Source organism: Streptomyces longispororuber, assembly GCF_024448165.1.
In the GTDB taxonomy this organism is placed as follows: domain Bacteria; phylum Actinomycetota; class Actinomycetes; order Streptomycetales; family Streptomycetaceae; genus Streptomyces; species Streptomyces longispororuber_A.
Genome location: NZ_JAMOLN010000436.1, coordinates 1 through 616, shown reverse-complemented (window position 1 = coordinate 616; position 616 = coordinate 1). Strand labels below are relative to the sequence as shown.

General features: G+C 68.3%; 1 protein-coding gene. It reads left to right on the top strand.

The window, feature by feature from the left end; all coding sequences use genetic code 11:
- On the top strand, positions 1–561 hold a 561-nt coding region (locus tag M4J07_RS47730; RefSeq protein ID WP_255983661.1), incomplete at its 5' end, for an electron transfer flavoprotein subunit beta/FixA family protein.
- Between the last annotated feature and the right edge of the window lie 55 nt (positions 562–616).

The window sequence follows — 616 nt, the reverse complement described above, 5'->3', positions numbered from 1 at the left end:
ACGTTGTCGATGGGTGCGGACAAGGCGATCCATGTCGAGGACGACGATCTGCACGGCACGGATGCGATCGGTACGTCGCTGGTGCTGGCGAAGGCGATCGAGAAGGCGGGCTTTGACCTGGTCGTGTCGGGGATGGCGTCGACCGACGGTACGGCGGGTATCGTGCCGGCGCTGGTCGCGGAGCGGCTGGGGGTGCCGCAGGTGACGCTGCTGTCCGAGGTGGCGGTGGCCGGTGGCACGGTGACCGGGCGCCGGGACGGGGATGCGGCCTCGGAGCAGTTGGAGGCGGCGCTGCCGGCGGTGGTGTCGGTGACCGACCAGTCGGGTGAGGCGCGGTACCCGTCGTTCAAGGGGATCATGGCGGCGAAGAAGAAGCCGGTGGAGTCCTGGGACCTGTCCGACCTCGACATCGAGGCCGAGGAGGTCGGTCTGGAGGGTGCCTGGACGAAGGTCGAGGCGGCCGCGGAGCGTCCGGCGCGCACGGCGGGCACGATCGTCAAGGACGAGGGCGAGGGCGGCAGGCAGCTCGCCGAGTTCCTCGCGGGCCAGAAGTTCATCTAGTCGCTGACTCTCTGAGTCGCCAAGTCGTCATCACGTCACGAGAGTTGGAAGATTT